Origin of the sequence: Leptotrichia wadei (assembly GCF_007990545.2) — a bacterium.
Taxonomy (GTDB): domain Bacteria; phylum Fusobacteriota; class Fusobacteriia; order Fusobacteriales; family Leptotrichiaceae; genus Leptotrichia; species Leptotrichia wadei.
The window spans coordinates 513,868-532,697 of sequence record NZ_AP019829.2 but is presented as its reverse complement, the minus strand read 5'-3'; the positions used below and the strand labels follow the sequence as shown (position 1 = coordinate 532,697).

Genomic DNA, 18,830 nt, shown 5'->3' with positions numbered 1-18,830 from the left:
ACACAAAAATTGTATCATAGACATATCCTTTTTTCAATTTTTTTACAAAAAAAGCAATTCATCTCCCACTTATAGAAGTCGGAGACTTCTTGCTATCTTTTTGTTAAAATAAGAGTGTAAACTTTTTTGTGTAAATAATCTCAAATGATCCTTATTAATGGATTTGATATATTTACACAAATTTGGACACTCTCTAATTTTTATTATTTTACAATCAGCCAAGGCCTATCATTTTCCCAAACAATTTTTACTGGCATCTCGAACATTTCTGACAAAATTTTGTCTATCAAAATATCTTTTTTTCTACCTTTTGCAAAAACTTTTCCATCTTTCAAAAGAGCTACATGAGTTATCGCTGGAATCACTTCCTCAATTTGATGCGTCACATAAATAAATGGAACTGCATTTTCATTTTTAGAATTTTTTTCCAAAACTGACAGCAAATATTCTCTTGCTTTCACATCTAGCCCTGAACACGGCTCATCTAAAATCAGCAAATCTGGCTCATTCATAAATGCTCGGGCAAGCAATGTCCGTCTTTGCTCCCCTTGTGATAATGTTGCAAAATATTTGTCTTTAATGTAAGTTATCCCAAAATCTTCAATTATTTTTTCAGCTTTCTTTCTATCTTCATCTGTAACTTCTTGATAAATTCCAATCGAACTAAATTTCCCAGAAATTACAATATCTTCCAATTTTTGCGAATTTAACGTGCTCAAAAAATTATTCAAAGCAGAACTCACAAAACCAACTCTGTCACGAATCTTTGTCCAAGCATAATTTCCAAATTTATGACTAAAAACTCGCACTTCTCCTGAAGTTGGGAAATTATAAGCTGGAATCATTCCCAAAAGAGTGGATTTTCCAGAACCATTTAAACCTAATAAAGCCCAGTTTTCTCCTTTATTTATGTGCCAGTCAACACCTTTTAAAATTTCTCTTCCTTCTCGTCTGAAAGTTATGTTTTCATAATGTAAAATTTCACCAGTTTTTTCCATAAAAACCGTCCTTTCTTTGTAATTAATTTTAAAATATTTCTATATACTTTTTTTATTCTAACGTTATTCTCAAATTTGGTCTAAAAATTTATTGATAACTTCGCTAAACTCTTTTAATTTAGTCCCTTTTCCATAAAAAAACGGTAATCCTATTATTTTTTGATTATTTTTTGATATTTTTTGTTTCTTTTCAATTTTAAGCAAGAACTCTTCTTTCCAATTATCTTTTTCTAATAAATGTTCTCCTTTTGGTTCGGCATAAATTTGATATTCCTTATTCTTACCTTCATCAAGAGTTTTATTTTTTATGAATAATAAATAATCAGGTTCAAATCTTTTACCTTTGTCAAATGAATAAATTGCAAGTTCACTAAATCTCTCATTTCTTATTACATAATATTCAAGATTCTTTTTGTCTAGTTTAGGTTTTATTTCAGTTTTAAAATATTTTATAAATGATTTTTCTTCTGTTGTTCCATAATTATCATCATACACGTACCAATCTTCTACCGATAGATCTAATTTAAATTCACTACTAGAAGTTTTTATTTGCGATTCTCCCTTTCCATCACTACTTATTCTGCTTAAATATATTGTCTTGTCTTTTATAACATTTTTTATCTTATAAGGCTCAAATTCTTCTCTTCCTTCATATTCAGTTTTTATTTCATTTATATGCTTACAAATCACGGGAAACACTTCCTGTTTCAATTCTCTATAAACATCTTTCCCTGTTATCTCACTTCCTTTTACATATTTAAATTCTATCCCTATATTCCCTAAATAATTTTCACCTGTCAAAAATTCCTTTAGAGTTTTTAAATTAGGATATTTTTCTTTAAGGAAATTAAATTTTAATTCATTAAAATAAATAGCTGTACCTGATAAAATATTATAGTCAATTTCACTTAATTTTATTTTTTTTATTTCAATATTGTCAGAGATTTTTTCATTTTTATTGTCAATCAAATTTTCTATTTTAGCATTTTTATTTTTACTTTTCGGATAAAATGTTTTATATTTCAAATCTTCTTCTATTTCATAAATATTCTCTCGAGTTTTTTCAATTCTACTATTTGAAAATACATATCCATGATTATAAAAATCTGTATTTTTAAATTCAGCTTTTAAAATATATTTTCTTTCAATCATGTTTTTTTCTTGTAATCCAATTTCGATAAGAGCCTTTTTCAATTCAGATATATATTTTGAATCGTCTATACTATGAAAAAACATAGTTTCAAGTATTCTATATTTATTGTCTAAGTCAAAATCATATTTCCTTTTAAATTTTTCTTGCTCCTCATTTACTAAAAAAGGACAGTATCTTGCTCCACGACCAATAAGTTGAGCTTCTTTTATTGTATAACTCGCACTACTTCTTGTATCATAAAGTCTTACAATATCGAACAAATTAAGTACATCCCATCCTTCATTTAACATATCTACTGCAAAAATAATTCGTTTATTATTTTTTTTATCTTCAAGTGAATTTAAAAGCAATTGTTTTTCAACATTATTATCTTCATTTCCATTAATAATAATAGCTTTTTCTTCTACAAAACTATCTCTAATGCTTTCTTTTAAAAATTCAAAAGTTTTATTTTTATCTTTGTCTCTAAAGTAATCTAATGCTTTTTTTAAATATTTATCTTCTTTCGGAAGATTTTCAAAATCACTACTATCTAGTTTATTTATTTTTTCAAAAAATTCATCATAAAAACTTCTCGATTCTTTAATTACTTTTGACTTTAACATTATTACAGGTTTTATATTTTATCCACAGTCTGAAAACAAAAATCTCCTATATTCATTCAGTATTAATGCAATTAAAGTTCGTTTCCAAGTATCAGTATTAATACTAAAATTTACAAAATCTTTTGTGTATCCACTTTCTCTAAAATTTTTGAGCGGATAGTTATAGATTATTTTATCCCTATATTTTTCTTCCACATTTTTATCTTTTAAATCAGCCGTTGCAGTAAATTCTAACAAAATACTATTTTTATTGCTATAAAAAGCATTCATTATCGAAGTTTCCCAACTTTTCTGAATTTCTTTTTCTTCTTTTGTTCTATTTTTAGTAAACGTATTTACATGATGACTCTCATCAGATATGAATACAACTTTATTATTTTCAAAATCATCTCCAGTCATTGCATTTTCTTTATTTTCAAATAAATCTAAATGTAATTTTTGTATCGTTGTAAAACATATATTTATATTATTATTTTTAAATACATCTCTCTGAAAATTATCTACCACATTTATTTTTACTTTTTCTCCAAGATAGTTTAAATCTTCGTTAAATAAATATTTATTTGATAAAACATTTATAAAGTTATCTTTCGTTTTTTCCAAAATATTTGTCTGATTTACAAAAAATAAAAAATTTCTATATCCTTTTTCATACAAATACAAAATAAGTCCTGCCATAATAACAGTCTTTCCACTTCCTGTAGCCATATGAAAAAGTGTATGAACCTGTTTATTTTTATTAAGTTTTTCATTTTCAAAATAAGTTATAAAATTTTCAAATGCTTCTTTCTGATATTCTCTCAATTCTATTCTTTTAGATAATCCTTGTTTCAAAAAATTTGGAATTTCTTTTATAGCTCCAGTTTCCCTTGATACATCTAATTTTTCATATAAAAATCTTTCCATAATTATCTCACATCCTTATAGAAAGAATCATTAAACTGTTTTTCTTCTTTCGAAATATCATATTCTTCATTATCAATATCAGAATAATTTATATACAGTTTATTTTTATCTACCAAATCTATTAAAACTTTTTTCTTTTCTTCAAATTTTAAATCAAAAAAATCTTTATCTGCTTTTTCCAATTCCTGTCTTGTAATATATGGAACTATTCTATCATCAGAAAATATCTTTTCTTTTATTTCATCAATACTTTTTTCATCACTAGACAAAATGCTATCTATTAATTTTTGTCCATTTTCCTTGAGTTCACAATAGACAAAAGAGCCACCACCTTGCCAGTTCACAGTTTTTGAAATACCTGTTTGTTCTCCATCTATAACTTTTTTCAATCTTTTTACAGTAATATCTTCAATATAATCCATCTGTTCTATTCCAATATATCTTCTTCCCATTTTATGAGCTACTGCTGCTGTTGTTCCAGAACCCAAGAAAAAATCTAGTATTATGTCATTTGGTTTAGTTATCATTTTGATTAATCGATATAATATTTTTTCTGGTTTTTTAGAATTTACAAATTTAACTCCACCTTCATCTGAAATAGCTCCTGTTGTTTTTACATCCTGCCAAAAATCACAAGGATTCTTAAATATATTTGAATCAGCAAATATTACTTGCAGTCTTGGTTGTTTACTTTTTCTATTAAAGTCTGTTATATAAAAAAATAATACTCCCTTTTTAGAAACTGCCGCTGCCAAATCTTGATTGGGTATCTCTTTTATTTTTTTTACCAAAGTTGTTAAACTAGAAGACCCTGCTGTTTTTATAATTCTATAACTATTTTTAAATAGCCATTCTTCTTTCTCTTCTTTATTTTTAAAATTAAGGGTTTTGATTTTCTCTGATAACGATATTTTCTTAGAAAATTTTAATATATCATTTGCTACAATTTCATCCTCCTCACTATTTATTTCTTTCATTTCCAAATTTATGAGCAAATTCCTTTGTTCCATCGTCAAATTTTCTATAAAAATATTATTTTCTAAATCCCATTTTGTTTCTTTATATTTGTCAATTTCAATAAAACCCTTAAATTTAGGTTTAACATATATTAATATATATTCTTTAAGTTTAGGAAATTTATTTTTAGCATGATTCATTTTAACTCCACTACTTTCGCTCATTTTAATTGCTACACAATTAAGAAAGTTCTCTCTTCCAAATATTTCATCCATCAATATGTTCTCTATCATCACATTGCACAGTAATTACTCCATTATCACTAAGCAACTTTTTCGCCAATTCCAGTCTATTTTTCATAAATGTAAGCCAAGTAGAATGATTAAATCTGTCATTATACTTAAAACTGTCATTTCCTGTATTATACGGTGGATCTATATAAATACATTTTACTTTCCCTTCATATCTTTTAAGTAAACTTGCAAGTGCTATAAGATTATTTCCTTTTATAATTAAGTTATCATTTTCACTAAAGGTTACATTATGCTGACTGACTGACTGACTGACTGACTGACTGACTGACTGACTGACTGACTGACTGACTGACTGACTGACTGACTGACTGACTAGAAATTTTGCCAAATCTTTTTATATTTGTCAAGACTTTTGGAGAAAATAATGTGCTTATTTCTTCACTTGCAAGTATTTCATTATACATTTTTTCTTCTCTCTTTTGATCATCTTTATCTTGTCCACCCACCAATACACAATCTTTATAAGGAAAGGATAATACAACATCATCATTATCTGATAAGTAATTACCATTTCGATCAGTAAGTCCTATTTTATTTTTAAAAGCTGTATAACTGTCAGGTAAAAAATCTTTTGATTCTAAAAAATTTAAAAATCCTTGTTTATCAAACACAAGTACTCCATTAATTTCGGTAAAATAAGTTTTCTTTACTTTACCATCTGAAAGTAGTAACTCTATTAATTCTTTATTAATATTTACTGCATCTTCATATACTTTAGCCTTTAATATTTCATTTTTCTCTGAAATATATTTTTTATTCGATTTCAACAAATTTTCTATTTTTTTATTTAACATTTCATTCTCCTATCTTCCCCCAAAAAACTCTCACCTTAATTACTAAAAATTTCTAATTTAAATTTTTAAAACTAAATTTCCCTTTCAAATTTAACTTCCGCTTCTTTACCCAAAAACGCCAATCCAATTTTCAAAATATTATCAATCCCAGCATTTTTTAGTACTGAAGAATATTTCTTTTCCTCAATTTGTTTTAATGCAATATCACATTCTTTTTCTAACTCTTTTTGAATTTCATTTTCACTCAATTTTTGAGAAGAATTTACAATTTTCAATTCTAAAATAATTCCTTCTTTTCTTTTTTCAAGATTTTTTGGCTTCAAAAGCAAATCATATCTGCCTTTTCCAGCAAAATTATTGGAAGAAATTTCATATTCATTTTTTAGCATTATAACTAATCCCAACATAAATCCGCGATAAAATTGTTCCTTGTAAATTCCGCCTACATCAAATATTCCAACATTTTCCAATAAAATCTTATTTAATTCTCTCTTAAATTTTTCAGCGTCTCCTTTTTTTAATGCCTTTGTCACTTCTAAAAATATATCATAATTTTCAAAATACAAATCAATAAACATTTCAGAAAACATTCTCAAAATTTCTTCGTTTGGAATTTTTAAACTTACATCATTTCTATTTTCGTCATACTCTTCAGCTAAAGTTAAATATCCACTATGAAAAAATAAATTCCATATATTTTTACTAAAATTTGTTTCTAAATTTTCAAAAATCATATTATCATTTATTCTTTTGGAAATACTCTTTTTATTTAAAAGTTGTGAAAAATCATCAAAAATTTCATTTTTCAATTTTCTCAAATATAATTTTATAAGTTCATTCCCACTAGTATTTACCCAATATGGTTTCAATTTTTTTCGCTTTAAGAAATTTACGATAGACCATGGATTATAAACTTTTCTATCGCCAAATAAATATCCGTTGTACCATTTTTGAACATCTTCTAGCTCATATTCCAAATCAAAATCTTTTACTGCCTGATTAACTTCTTCTTCTGTAATTCCAAAATATTCTGTAAATTCATTATCCAAAATCGTATGAACTTCTAAATTATTCAATCCTGAAAAAATATTTTCTTTTGCAACACGCAAAATTCCTGTCATGATTCCCATTTCCAAGTAATTATTATCCTTCAAAACCATACCATAAAAACTTTTAAAAAAATCTATTGCATCATCATAATAACCTTTAACATAAGAATCAACTATTGGATGATCGTATTCATCTATTAAAACTATTACCTTCTGCCCGTAATATTCATACAAATACTTAGTCAACATTAATAAGGAATTTTTCCAATCCCCTTCATCCGTTTCCAACCAAATATTCTCAAATTTCTTTAACTCTCTTTTATCTAACTTGTCCATTAAAAATTTAAATTCAGCATAAATATCAGCAATCGCCGTTTTTACCGTTTTAAATCCATTTTCCCAATTCTTTTCAGAATAATTCCTAAAAGAAATTGAAATAACAGGAGCCGATCCTTGCTTTTCAAAAAATTTACTTTTAGAAATTTTCAAATTTTTGAATAATTCTCGATTTTCATCTTTTTCTTTAATATCAAAAAAATATTTTAACATTGACATATTTAATGTTTTCCCAAATCTTCTTGGACGAGCGAATAATTTGACTTCTGAATTATCTGTTAAAATTTTTTCAATTAAATTTGTTTTGTCAAAATAATAATAATTTTCTTTGATGATTTTTTTAAAATCTGAAATTCCGATTGGCATACTTTTTTTCATGCTAACCCCTCCTTTTTTTACTTTTCCTTAATAACTCTTATTTAGTAATCGAAATCTTTTAATTACACAAAAAATCAAGACTCCTGGTTTTACTTTACTAATATTAAATTCAAAATCTATATAATTATCAACAATTCTATAGTAAAACTGCTTTAAAACTGAACTCAAAAACTATGACTATTTTAGTCAATTCCTAAATTCATATAATTTTTAGCAGTTTAATTTAAAATAAATTTGAGTATAATTCTAAAATTCAAAAAAGTAAATTATATTCTTTTAACAATTTCATTTCCCATTTCTTTTGTTCCAACTTTTTTCAGTCCATCAGTATAAATATCAGCTGTTCTGAATCCATCCTCCAACACTTCTTCGATTGCTTTTTCAATTGCGTCTGCTTCTTTTGTCAAGTTAAATGCGTATCTTAACATCATTGCTGCTGATAAAATTGTTGCGATTGGGTTTGCGATGTTTTGTCCAGCGATGTCTGGTGCTGAACCGTGGCTTGGTTCATAAAGTCCAACTTTTCCATCTCCTAAACTTGCTGATGGCAACATTCCAAGTGATCCTGTAAGCATTGAAGCCTCATCTGACAAAATATCTCCAAACATATTATCTGTCAAAATTACATCAAATTGTCTTGGATTTGCAATCAATTGCATTGCAGCGTTATCCACATACATGTGGGAAACTTCCACTTCTGGATAATCTTTTGCAAGTTCATTTACTGTTTTTCTCCACAATTTTGAAGTATCTAAAACATTATGTTTATCCACACTTGTAATTTTTTTCCCTCTTAATTTTGCAATTTCAAACGCTTTTTTTGCAATTCTTTCAATTTCCCCTTTTGTATATGGCAATGTATCGACAGCTTTTTCATCAGAATATTCTCTAGGTCCAAAATAAATTCCTCCTGTAAGCTCTCTAACTATCATTACATCTAGCCCTTCTCCAATTATTTCATCTTTCAATGGACTAGCACTTTTCAATTGCTTAAACAGAACCGCTGGTCTTAAATTTGTATAAACTCCCAAGTCTTTTCTTATCGCAAGAAGTCCTTTTTCAGGTCTTTTATCAGGCTCAACATTATCCCATTTAGGCCCTCCAACCGATCCTAACAAAATCGAGTCACTCTCTTTACAAATTTTCGCAGTTTCTTCAGAATAAGGAATCCCATATTTATCAATAGATTCTCCTCCCAAATATCCTTGTGTATACTCAAATTTATGCCCAAATTTTTCTCCAATTTTATCCAAAACTTTTACCGCTTCATCAACGATTTCTGGACCAATTCCGTCCCCTTTTAATAATGCAATTTTGTAGTTCATTTTTTTACTTCCTTTCTTTTAAAATATTTCAACAAATATTTATTTTATAATTTTTTTTATACAATCTATCTTATTTAAAAAAATTTTTTCACTTTTTTTTATTTCAACAACAAATTCTTTATAATTAGATATTTCTTGTGGAATTTTAAAAGAAATTTTAAATATTTCTCCACCACATCCATTTAATTGTCCTATTTCATTAGATTCGGATTTGTCTATATCCGGATAGATTACTCCTGATTTTTTACCTTCTATTATATGCAAATAACTTATTAATTGATATAAATCTTCTCTGTAAATTTCTTTTTTGTTTTTTCCTAATTTCTTGTATTTTGCATCTAATATAATTTTTTCATCAAGGTTATAAAAATCAGGATAGACCATTCTTTGCCTATTGCTAAACAAAGAAATACCTTTTTCCGATTTTTTATTTTTAGGGTGAATGAATTTTTTATTTATCAACATAGTGTTTAAATACTCTTCCCAAAGCCAGGCAACATCTATTATTATTCCATGAATTTTATTATCGTTATTTCCAAAATCTATTTTTTCATTTTTTAAAATTTGAATGCATAATTTTTGTAAATCATAATATTCTTCATAATAGCTATGTCTAACTGGATTAAGTATATTATCTTTTAATATTTTGACCAAATCAGAATTTTTATAACTTTTTGTATTTTGTACAAGTATTTGTATATCTTCTTTTAAAAACATATCATTGAAAAAATCAAAGTTATAATTTTGTTTTATTTTTTCTAAAGTATGTCTAATTATCTGAGTTACTCTATTATCAAAACTAAACTCTCTTGTTGTATAAGATATTTTCCCATTAAATGGAATATTTTTATTTATATTTTTTATAATATTTATAGCTCCTCTAACATTCAAATTATTGTATTCTTTAGTTTTATATTCTTTATATAGACCTTTTTTCATAGCTCTCTTTAAATAAAACGGGAATAAATAAATTAATAAATCATAGTACATTCCTAAATTATCACTTTTTGTTTCATTTTTTATAACATTATAATTAAGTACTTTTTGAAACATATATTTAAGAAAATAATCAGATTGTGACTCAGAATTATTAAAAAATCTTGTTTTAATTTTAACTTCATCATGTCCTTTTCCAATTACCCCGACTATATTTCGAGTATATACTTTTTTATTTTTTGATTCAAATATAAAATTACTCTCTTCTAAATCTTCTGATTCTTTTAATATTGGTGGAAAAATTATAAAATTATCTTCATTTAATTGAGATAAAGTAATATTTAATAATTCTTCTATTATTTCGTTCTTTCTAAATTCAGTTATGTCTGCATTATCAGTTAGTATCATTTTTTCCATCATAATATTTTTTAATCTCTCTCAATTTTCCTTCTGAATCTCTTTCTCCTCTAAAATAATCTTTTAATAAAGGTTCTAATTTATTTTTCCAAAGCTCGTCTTGATTAACTTTACCTTCATCCAATGCTTTAAAATAACTTCCACCTATTTGATAATCTTTTGATAAATTACCAATTTTTTGATCTATAATCGCATTATTTAATCTTGTCATCTGTTCTTTTATTTTGCCATTTTTAAGCATTATCTGAGAGTCTTCTGCCATAATCTCTTCAAATAAGAATCTACGTCGCATAGCAAAATCAAAAGTATCTACTGAACGGTCTATATCATTCATTGTTCCTATAATATAAACATTTTCTGGTATATAAAATTTTTCTTGTGAATCTTCATGCATATTAGAATATTGTGTTTTTATAGAACCTTTTTTACCTCGATATTCTGGATCAATTGAGAAAAACAGCTCTCCAAAAATTTTAGAAATTTCTCCTCTGTTAATTTCATCAATAAGAAAAATATAATTTTTATTAACAGAATTATGTTCTTTTTTAATTTCATCATCATATTTTTTTAAATAATTAACAGGTGTTGAATACCAATTACTAAAATTATTTTCTTTATCAAATTTGCTAATTTCTTCGCTATTCTCAAGAATTTCTCTTAAATTTCCATAAGTTTTTATTTCAGATGTTTTATCTCCTGTATATTTTTTTTTCCCAAGCAATTGCTCAATTTTAGGAATATAATTTTTAGCTCTATTTCCCCCTAATTCTTTTAAAAAAATTTCAAAACCTTGTAATGTAAATTCTTTAGAATTTAATTTTCTTAAAACTTCTGATATTTTTGCTATTTCACAAAATTCATAAAATATACCTTTTTTTAATTCAAAACCTAATTGATTATTTTTAATAATTGGTCTCAATCCTTCAATAAAATCAGTATAATCATAACTGGAATGAAATTGAACAAACTCAAACTGTTCATTATTATCTAATTCATCAACATTAATTCCTATCATTTCAGCTGCAATTTGTCTAGCTAAATATGTTTTTCCTGTTCCTGGAGCTCCTCTCAAAATTATATTATAATTTTTTTTTAGTTTCTCTTTTAAGTCAAATATTCTACTATCTTTTAATTTATTTTTAGAATAATTTTCAGATTCTTCTATCATTTTATAAAAATAATCAAATAACTCTTTTACATTTTGATTTGGTTCTTTTTCGTTAAGTCCTAATTTACTAATTGATTCTTCAAAGCCTTTAGTATATCCTTTTTCTTGCATATACCTTTTAAATTCTTCAGATTCTTTATTGTCTTCATGATACCCTTTATAATAAGCTACAACTTTTTTATTATCATACTGATAAACAATATTTATCCAACAACCTATATTTTCAATTTTAGATTGATATACAATAAAATTAGTATTTTCTCCTTTATAATGTCCAGATGTTACAAAATTAATATTTATTGAAAAATCACTATATTTTATAAATTTTTCATCAAATTTTGGATTTAAAAATTCTTTTTCTGATCTTTCCAAGCTTTCCATATCCTTGCTTTTTATATTTTTAATCTTTACTCTCTCACCACTATTTGCAATATTTTTATCAGTTTGAGAAATCCAAAATTTTAACATTTCAAAAAAATTTAAATAGTCTTCATCATTAGCTCTATACATTTTTCTTGCTCCTAAAAATTATTCATTTTTTTTAATTTAACAAATTCTTTCTATCCACTTTTTCCTTCAATCTATCAAAATAACCACCTTCAATCAGATTGTTCCTATTCTGCATCCACCATGCCTTTCCATTAATTTGGGCAAAATTTATTATTTCTTTTTTTATTTTATCCCCAACTCTTACTGATATTGTAAATTTATAGTTTACGATTCCTTTTTTTAAATCAATTTTTTCTATATCATCAACATCTATTCTTGTTAAAAGCCCTTTAATTCCACCAAGCATCCCAACTTCGAAAAATAATATTTCATTCTCCTTAAAAAGTATATAACACGGCTTCATTCCTGCTTTCATAATCAATCCAATAAGTCCCATCATCAAAAATGAATTCAAATTTCTTTCTCTTTTAATACCGTAAATAAAATTTTTATCATACTCTATCCCATTTTGCTTGAAATATTCTTCTACTTTCAACTGTTCTTTTGATTTTTCTGCCATCTTTTAAATTTTCCTTTCTAATTTTTATTCTATTATTTTAATAAACAACTTCCTTCTCAGCAACATCATTAACCTTTTTAGTCAATTTCCCATCCTCATCATAAAATTCATCATAATATAAGTTTTTCAAAAAGACATATGCAATAAATAGTTTCTATTATATTTTTTAAATTTTGTGAATTAAGTTGAAATCCCATATAGGATTAACATATTCTTTTTAGATTTTTTATCTACTACATAATGCTAAAAATATAAATAAAATAGTTATTAAATAGTACCAATCCAAAAAATGTAATGTTTTATTTGTATATATATTTAAAAATACATGAGCTTATAAATAATCAATACTAAAAATAAATTTTTTTATACGTATTTTTTACTTTAAATTCCAATTTGATGCACTATAGATTATCCTCATTTTACATACTACATCTGAAATGCCGTTATCCAAAAACATATTCCGGCTATAAGTGAAAGCGGAGTCATAACATATTTTTCTTTCCTACTTTTTGAAATCATGTTCATAATAGTATTCAAAGATAGATAAGCGGCAAAGAAGAAACAAATATATTTAGTAATCTTAAAAGACAGCCATAAGGAAATAAAACCTCCAGCTTGTAAAATAATTATCATTGCAAAAATTTGGATAGCTACCGAAATGACTGCCATAACTCTAAATTTCTTAGGTAAGATTTTATGTTGTCCACCCATTGTAAATTCGCCCAGAGGCAAACCACAAGCAACAAGAACTGTCATAATTGCTATAACTCCAAATAATACTGCACCTAATATTGAAAACATAAATCAATATTCTCCCTTCGCAAAATACAAAAAATTTCAGTTACAAATTCAAAATTTCTTTCTTTTTTAATTAATACCATAAACAAAATTTTTATCGCACTCTATCCCATTTTGTTTAAAATATTCTTCCGCTTTTAATTGTTCTTTTGATTTTTCTGCCATCTTTTAAATTTTTCTTTCTAATTTTTATTCTATTATTTCAATAAACAACTTCGTTCTCAGCAACATCATTAACATAATTAACCTTTTTAGTCAATTTTCCATCCTCATCATAAAATTCCCAAATTCCCTCTTTTTTCCCAGCTTTATAATTTCCAGTTATTGCTAAATTATGATTACTATAATAAAATTTTGCCAATCCTTCTTTTGGCTCTCCCCACTTGCTTAACCACATTGAATGTATTTTTGTCTTCTCTCTAAATATCGTAGAAAATTTATCGTTTAATTCCAAATCAACAACAAACTCAAAAAGAGCATTAAAACTTGCAGCCAAAAATCCCTTATCAATGTTCCCTTTTAACCAAATCCAATTATCCCCCACAACTATATAATCATCAACTACTTCAAAATAAAAATTTCCTTCACTTGTTATTTCAATACTTTCAACAAAAATATATTTTTTAAACTTGTCTAGTGGAAATATATTATTTTTATATGCCATTTCAGCTTCTTCTTTTGTAAAATCGTCTTTTAAAATTTCAAATAACATATCATAGCAAGTTGGATACTCTGGAAATGCTCCATCATCAAAAAAATCATCATTCAGCACATCATAAAAATACTTAACCATCGTATCTTTCACTTTTTTATTCCATTCATCCTGATTAAGATACAATTCTTCCAAAATTTTAAGCATTTTTTCTTTTTCAAGTTCAACATTACCACATTTTTTTGAAATTGTTAGACTTACTCGTATTTCTTCACCTTTCCAAATAACTTTTCCATACCATTCTTTAAAATAACTGCTATGTGAACTTTCTCGAAAATTCTGAATTTCCATATCTGATTTTCCTTTTTAAAAAAATTTAAGAAAGTTAGCCCATATAATACTCGTCTATTTCACCATTAAAATTACAACAAGTGTAAAACATTTTATCAACAAAAAATAATTTTTTATGCATAGCTATTGTAAAATTAGAATTTTCTTCTACCTCACCATAATCAATTACTATTTCTATTTCATCATTATCAAGCAATTTTTTAAATGCTTCTTTTGTAAGGAAATTATTTTTCATAATTTTTTCTGTATCTTCTTTTTCAATAATTTTAAGTAATTTTTTCTCCACTTCATCAATACTATTTGTTTCATAATAAATTTCAGCATATTCTGGCTTTACCCATTTTTCCTCATTAAACCAGTCAACAAATTCATTAGCAAATAAATCTTTACACTTTGTATCCCTGTATTCTTTCTTTTCTAAAATTTTTTCAACCATTTCTTCGACTTTTATTTCATCAATTTTCTCTTCATCAATGTCATCTTCACCATTACAGTACAATTTCATTTCTATTTCATGATTTATCCACATCACTTTACGAGTATGCTCTCCATCTATGATTTCCCAATTTTTCATTTTTACTCCTTCTTTAACTACTTATGACTTTCCTCATATTTTCTAATCTCATCTTCATGCTGCAAAGTCAACCCAATCGAATCCAATCCCTTAAGCAATCTTTGTTTCCAGCTTTCTTCCAGCTCAAAAACATATTCTTTCCCATTCGCAATCAATTTGTTATTTTCCAAATCAACTGTAACCTTCACATCTCCAGGCAATTTTGATAATTCGATTCTATCTGCTTCTGGCAAAGTTATTGGCAGATGCCCATTGTTTAACCAGTTCATGTAGAAAATTCCTGAATATCCTCCAGCCACAATAACGTGAAAACCATAATCCTGCAATGCCCAAGCCGCATGCTCCCTACTTGAACCACAGCCAAAGTTATCTCCTGTAATCAAAATTGTCCCATTTTTGTATTCTGGCTTATTTAAGTTAAAATCCATATTGTCAGACCCATCTTCGTTGTATCTCCACTCATCGAAAACATGTATTCCAAATCCTGTTTTTTCGATACTTTTTAAATATTGTTTCGGAATTAATTGATCCGTATCAATATTGTCATTCATTATTGGAACGATTGTTCCTTCATATTTTGTAAATGGTTTCATATTTTATTCTCCTTCATTTTTTTTGTATAAAAATCCCATTTTTAACTACTTTTTAAAAGGATTTTTCAACTTGTCTTTTATCCCTTTTTTGATTAAATTAAAAACACAATCAAAAATATTGTTTGCTTCGGTTTCACCAATATTTAACTCTTTTACATAACGACTTACAACTTGCTCTTTTCCTTTTTGCCCTATTTCTGAGCAACTTTCAAAAATACTTATAACCTTCTGAGAAAAGTTTTCATCATATCCAAATTGTTGTTGCACCTCATTAATCATTTCATTTTTATTCATTTTATTTATCTCTTTCTATTTTGTATAAATTATTTAAAATTCTTTAACATCAAATTATTTCACTTCATCCAATTCTCTTACATCCACAAATTTCCCATAAATTGCAGCAGCAGCAGCCATCGCAGGACTTACCAGATGAGTTCTTGCCCCTTTTCCTTGCCGTCCTTCAAAGTTTCTGTTAGAAGTTGAGGCGCAATGCTCTCCAGCTGGTATCAAATCAGGGTTCATTCCAAGACAAGTGGAACATCCAGCTTCTCTCCATTCAAATCCCGCATCTTTTAATATCTGTGCAATTCCGTTTTCTTCAGCCGCTTTTTTTACTACTTGCGAGCCAGGAACTACAACTGCTGTAATATTTGGTGCAACTTTCTTTCCTTTTACAATTTTTGCGACAATTTCCAGATCGCTCAGTCTTCCATTTGTACAAGAACCGATAAATACGTGCTTTAAAGGTATGTCAAATGGAGTTTGTCCCGGTTTTAAGCCCATATATTCGTATGCTTTTTCATCATTGTGATCTCTGATTTCTGGAAATTTTTCAGTAACATTAATTCCCATTTCAGGATTTGTTCCCCAAGTAACTTGTGGCTCAAGGTTTGAAACATCAACTTTTATGTATTTGTCAAACGCATCTACAGAATCCGTGTACAATTCTTTCCATTCAGCCACTTTTTTATCAAATTCTTCGCCTTTTGGTGCAAATCTTCTTCCTCTTACATATTCAAAAGTTGTTTCATCAGGTGCAATAATTCCTGACTTTCCTCCTCCTTCGATTGCCATATTACAAATTGTCATTCTTTCTTCCATCGAAAGCCCTCTTATCGTATCTCCGAAAAACTCGAAAGCATAACCATTTCCAAGCCCAATTCCGTAAGTCTTGATTATATGAAGAATTATATCTTTTGCATATACACCCTTTTGTAATTTCCCAGTAATTTCAATTCCCATTGTTTTTGGTTTCTTTTGCCAAATTGTCTGTGTAGCCAAAACATGTTCCACTTCACTCGTACCAATTCCAAACGCCAAAGCTCCAAAAGCTCCATGAGTCGCAGTATGGCTATCTCCACAAACTACAGTTTTTCCAGGCTGTGTCAGCCCTTGCTCAGGCCCCACCATATGCACAATTCCATTATTTTCATCAAACATATCCACAAGTTCAATCCCAAATTCTTTGCAATTAGCTGCCAACGCATCTAGCTGTGCCTTTGAAACTTTATCTTTAATATTCATTCTGTCAGCCATAATTGTTGGTGTATTATGATCCATTGTTCCAAATGTCAAGTCAGGTCTTCTAACTTTTCTCCCTGCAATTCTTAATCCTGAAAACGCCTGCGGCGAAGTAACCTCATGAATCAAGTGCAAATCAATATACAAAAGTTGTGCTTCTCCAGGTTCTCCCGTAATCACATGTTTTTCCCAAACTTTATCAAACAAAGTTTTTGGTTTTTTCGCTTCATTTTTAATTTCTGACATTTTTTCTCCTCCGATTTTCTCTCCAAATTTTTTATTTATATTTTTTAATTAATTTATTAACCTATTTAAAATTGTTCCATTCGTTTCTTTTCAAATTGTTGCAATTCCTTCACTTTATCAAAAATAATATCCGCATTTTGTTTCCTCAAATAGTTCATATACAATGCTCTATCTTTTTTTTCAATCACAAATGGACTTATATTTTCCTGAAAACACAAATACAGCATAGTCAGCCTTCCTGTTCGTCCATTTCCATCGCTAAAAGGATGAATTCTTTCAAATTCTATATGTGAATTTAAAATTTCAAGCAGCTTTTCATCATCAGTTTTACACAATTCCAACCGATAATTCAAGTTTTCAATCCAATTTTTTGTAAGAACTGGCGCTTGACTTGGTGTAGAAGTTTGAAAATCTGCACCAATTATTGCATTACTGCTATTTTTAAAATTTCCAGCATTATCATTCAACCTGTCTAAAATTTCCTTATTTATATTTTTAATCACATAAATATCCAATTTTTGGTCATTCGCAAGTTCAGTCAACATATAGTCAATTGCCTTTTTGTGATTCAAAACTTCAAAAACCTCACGAACACTCTTACTTCCAGGTATTGTGCTATCTAAAATAATCGTAGCCGTTTCATTTAGTGTCAATGTATTTCCTTCAATTGCATTTGAATGATACGTCATTCTTACTGATAAATCTAAAAAATATTCATAATTTATAGTTTTTATATCCATTTTCTCCAAGTTTCTCTACAAGTCTTTTTGCATCTTCCATATTATCATAATCTAGTGCAACAAATATTCTATCTTTTACTCTCTCATCAATTCTAGTCATTCTAATCTTCCTTTCTTTTAACTTCTTTTATTTCAAACATTCCCATAAAAATTAGAATCAAAATTTCTAAAATAAATATTGGAATTACAATAAAAACTGCTGTTTGATGTATATTCATAATTAACACTGCCATTAGAATCTGAAAGATAAAAATAATTCCCCATGCTTTAAAATGAAGTGTTATTCTGTAGTTTTGATTATCTGATTCCACATTTATAACTTTTTTAGGAGTTTTTATTAAAAAATTATTGCATACTTGAAGCGTTTGTTCTCCATAGTCTACATCAATTTCTGTTTTTTCATTAAATTTTACTTCTACAATTTTTTCATCATTTATTTTTAATTTAAACTTATCTCCTCCACCATTAGAAGATATTTTTGATTCTATAATTATTTTAGGCATCGGCTTTTCCTTTCTTTAATAAACTATTTTTTAAATTAACTATTGAATTTTTATTTCATCTTCCAAGATTACCTTTTCACAATAAAAACATTTATATTTATATTTTGACTTTTTTTCAAATTGTTTTATTTTCTCTCTAAATTTTAAGATTTATAACTTTTCTATTTATTTCTTAATCAACAACTGCACTTACTTCTATTTCTATCATCAATTCCTTATCAATTAATGAAAACACCTCTACCATTGTTGCAACTGGTTTAATGTCCCTAAAAAATTCTCCATATGCTCTTCCATATTCTTCCCATTTTGAAATATCTGTAACAAACATTCTTGTTCTAATAACATTTTTTAACCCCAATCCTTCCTTTTCAAGAACTTTTTTTATATTTTCAAGAATATATTTTGTCTGTTCATAAGCATTTCCTGCTACATAAGGCTTTCCATCCTTGACAACTGTTGTTCCTGCTATTCAAAAAATATTTCCTATCCTTACTGCTCTCGAATATC

The 18,830-nt window shown here is 27.1% G+C and carries 21 protein-coding genes; all 21 read right to left on the bottom strand.

Features of this window, described 5'->3' with window-relative positions; translation table 11 throughout:
• Positions 1–203 precede the first annotated feature (203 nt).
• The 21 genes from FVE73_RS02595 to FVE73_RS10810 all read right to left on the bottom strand — a co-directional run bounded on the left by FVE73_RS02595 (position 204) and on the right by FVE73_RS10810 (position 18,792).
• Positions 204–998 carry an ABC transporter ATP-binding protein gene (locus FVE73_RS02595; protein ID WP_018499465.1) on the bottom strand — a complete coding sequence of 265 codons (795 nt, stop codon included), beginning with the start codon at positions 996–998 and terminating at the stop codon, positions 204–206.
• A 69-nt stretch (positions 999–1,067) separates the two neighbouring features.
• A complete protein-coding gene (locus FVE73_RS02590; RefSeq protein ID WP_018499464.1) occupies positions 1,068–2,756 on the bottom strand; it encodes a hypothetical protein in 1,689 nt (562 codons plus the stop codon).
• Positions 2,757–2,774: 18 nt separating this feature from the next.
• On the bottom strand, positions 2,775–3,662 hold the full coding sequence (locus FVE73_RS10815) for a DEAD/DEAH box helicase family protein (protein WP_018499463.1): 888 nt from the start codon (positions 3,660–3,662) through the stop codon (positions 2,775–2,777).
• 2 nt (positions 3,663–3,664) lie between these two features.
• On the bottom strand, positions 3,665–4,894 hold the full coding sequence (locus FVE73_RS02585) for a DNA methyltransferase (RefSeq protein ID WP_018499462.1): 1,230 nt from the start codon (positions 4,892–4,894) through the stop codon (positions 3,665–3,667).
• Positions 4,887–5,261: a DNA methyltransferase gene (locus FVE73_RS11020; RefSeq protein WP_081617797.1), complete on the bottom strand. Its 375-nt coding sequence runs from the start codon at positions 5,259–5,261 to the stop codon at positions 4,887–4,889. Before FVE73_RS11020 ends, FVE73_RS02585 begins: the two co-directional genes overlap by 8 nt.
• Positions 5,161–5,727 carry a site-specific DNA-methyltransferase gene (locus FVE73_RS02575; protein WP_018498854.1) on the bottom strand — a complete coding sequence of 189 codons (567 nt, stop codon included), beginning with the start codon at positions 5,725–5,727 and terminating at the stop codon, positions 5,161–5,163. Before FVE73_RS02575 ends, FVE73_RS11020 begins: the two co-directional genes overlap by 101 nt.
• 71 nt (positions 5,728–5,798) lie before the next feature.
• A complete protein-coding gene (locus FVE73_RS02570; RefSeq protein WP_018498853.1) occupies positions 5,799–7,490 on the bottom strand; it encodes an AAA family ATPase in 1,692 nt (563 codons plus the stop codon).
• Between the two features lie 266 nt (positions 7,491–7,756).
• Positions 7,757–8,815 carry a 3-isopropylmalate dehydrogenase gene (gene leuB, locus FVE73_RS02565; protein ID WP_018498852.1) on the bottom strand — a complete coding sequence of 353 codons (1,059 nt, stop codon included), beginning with the start codon at positions 8,813–8,815 and terminating at the stop codon, positions 7,757–7,759.
• Between the two features lie 39 nt (positions 8,816–8,854).
• On the bottom strand, positions 8,855–10,171 hold the full coding sequence (locus FVE73_RS02560) for a 5-methylcytosine restriction system specificity protein McrC (protein WP_018498851.1): 1,317 nt from the start codon (positions 10,169–10,171) through the stop codon (positions 8,855–8,857).
• Entirely contained in the window at positions 10,146–11,846 is a 1,701-nt protein-coding gene (locus tag FVE73_RS02555) for an McrB family protein (RefSeq protein WP_018498850.1), read from the bottom strand. The genes FVE73_RS02560 and FVE73_RS02555 overlap by 26 nt, the downstream gene beginning before the upstream one ends.
• A gap of 31 nt (positions 11,847–11,877) precedes the next feature.
• Positions 11,878–12,345, bottom strand: a complete 468-nt coding sequence (locus FVE73_RS02550) for a hypothetical protein (RefSeq protein WP_018498849.1) — start codon at positions 12,343–12,345, stop codon at positions 11,878–11,880.
• A 426-nt stretch (positions 12,346–12,771) separates the two neighbouring features.
• The gene (locus FVE73_RS02545; RefSeq protein WP_018498848.1) at positions 12,772–13,146 is read right to left on the bottom strand and encodes a hypothetical protein; all 375 of its coding nucleotides are present in this window, start codon (positions 13,144–13,146) and stop codon (positions 12,772–12,774) included.
• 199 nt (positions 13,147–13,345) lie between these two features.
• Positions 13,346–14,146 (bottom strand): DUF2262 domain-containing protein, encoded by an 801-nt coding sequence (locus FVE73_RS02540; protein WP_018498846.1) that lies wholly within the window; start codon positions 14,144–14,146, stop codon positions 13,346–13,348.
• A gap of 34 nt (positions 14,147–14,180) precedes the next feature.
• Positions 14,181–14,720, bottom strand: coding sequence for a hypothetical protein (locus FVE73_RS02535; RefSeq protein ID WP_018498845.1), 540 nt, complete (start codon positions 14,718–14,720; stop codon positions 14,181–14,183).
• Positions 14,721–14,737: 17 nt separating this feature from the next.
• Positions 14,738–15,313, bottom strand: a complete 576-nt coding sequence (leuD, locus tag FVE73_RS02530) for a 3-isopropylmalate dehydratase small subunit (RefSeq protein ID WP_018498844.1) — start codon at positions 15,311–15,313, stop codon at positions 14,738–14,740.
• Positions 15,314–15,358: 45 nt separating this feature from the next.
• Positions 15,359–15,607: a hypothetical protein gene (locus FVE73_RS02525; RefSeq protein WP_018498843.1), complete on the bottom strand. Its 249-nt coding sequence runs from the start codon at positions 15,605–15,607 to the stop codon at positions 15,359–15,361.
• A gap of 54 nt (positions 15,608–15,661) precedes the next feature.
• Positions 15,662–17,080: a 3-isopropylmalate dehydratase large subunit gene (leuC, locus tag FVE73_RS02520; protein ID WP_018498842.1), complete on the bottom strand. Its 1,419-nt coding sequence runs from the start codon at positions 17,078–17,080 to the stop codon at positions 15,662–15,664.
• Between the two features lie 65 nt (positions 17,081–17,145).
• Positions 17,146–17,820 (bottom strand): Fic family protein, encoded by a 675-nt coding sequence (locus FVE73_RS02515; protein ID WP_018498841.1) that lies wholly within the window; start codon positions 17,818–17,820, stop codon positions 17,146–17,148.
• A complete protein-coding gene (locus FVE73_RS11015) occupies positions 17,795–17,920 on the bottom strand; it encodes a hypothetical protein (protein WP_018498840.1) in 126 nt (41 codons plus the stop codon). Before FVE73_RS11015 ends, FVE73_RS02515 begins: the two co-directional genes overlap by 26 nt.
• A gap of 1 nt (position 17,921) precedes the next feature.
• Positions 17,922–18,323, bottom strand: coding sequence for a hypothetical protein (locus FVE73_RS02505; RefSeq protein ID WP_018498839.1), 402 nt, complete (start codon positions 18,321–18,323; stop codon positions 17,922–17,924).
• 172 nt (positions 18,324–18,495) lie between these two features.
• The gene (locus FVE73_RS10810) at positions 18,496–18,792 is read right to left on the bottom strand and encodes a Rid family hydrolase (protein WP_269473113.1); all 297 of its coding nucleotides are present in this window, start codon (positions 18,790–18,792) and stop codon (positions 18,496–18,498) included.
• Positions 18,793–18,830 lie beyond the last annotated feature (38 nt).